This window comes from Streptomyces mutomycini, from assembly GCF_001700505.1.
Taxonomy (GTDB): domain Bacteria; phylum Actinomycetota; class Actinomycetes; order Streptomycetales; family Streptomycetaceae; genus Streptomyces; species Streptomyces mutomycini.
Window position 1 is genome coordinate 1 of sequence record NZ_MAPV01000219.1, and the last position, 591, is coordinate 591.

At 66.7% G+C, this 591-nt stretch carries 1 protein-coding gene; it reads left to right on the plus strand.

Translation table 11 applies throughout. From position 1 onward, the window contains the following. Positions 1-88: 88 nt before the first annotated feature. A partial coding sequence (locus tag BFF76_RS26960) for an SDR family NAD(P)-dependent oxidoreductase (RefSeq protein ID WP_420877228.1) occupies positions 89-591 on the plus strand: 503 nt, incomplete at its 3' end.

Below are 591 nucleotides of genomic sequence, written 5' to 3' on the forward strand. Positions count from 1 at the left end.
TGGTGGTGGTGTGTCGTGGTCGGGTGAGGGTTCGGTGTTGGTGACGGGTGGTACGGGTGTGGTGGGTGCGGCGGTGGCGCGGCATTTGGTGGCTGTGCATGGTGTGCGTGATCTGGTGTTGGTGAGTCGGCGTGGTGAGCGGGCTCCGGGGGCTGGTGAGTTGGTGGGTGAGCTTGTCGGGCTGGGTGCTGAGGTGCGGGTGGTGGCCTGTGATGTGGCTGATCGTGCCGCGGTGGAGGAGTTGGTGGCGGGGATTTCGGATGTGCGTGGTGTGGTGCATGCGGCGGGTGCGGTCGATGACGGTGTGGTGACGGGGCTGACGGCGGAGCGGTTGGTGTCGGTGATGCGGCCGAAGGTGGATGCCGCGTGGTATTTGCATGAGGCGACGCGGGGTCTTGGTCTGGGGTTGTTCGTGCTGTTCTCGTCGGCGGCGGGTGTGTTCGGTTCGCCGGGGCAGGCCAACTATGCGGCGGCCAATGTGTTCCTGGACGCGTTGGCGGTGCGTCGCCGTGCTGAAGGTCTTCCCGCCCAGTCCCTGTCGTGGGGTCTGTGGGAGGAGACCAGCGAACTCACCGCCACCCTCGGCGAATC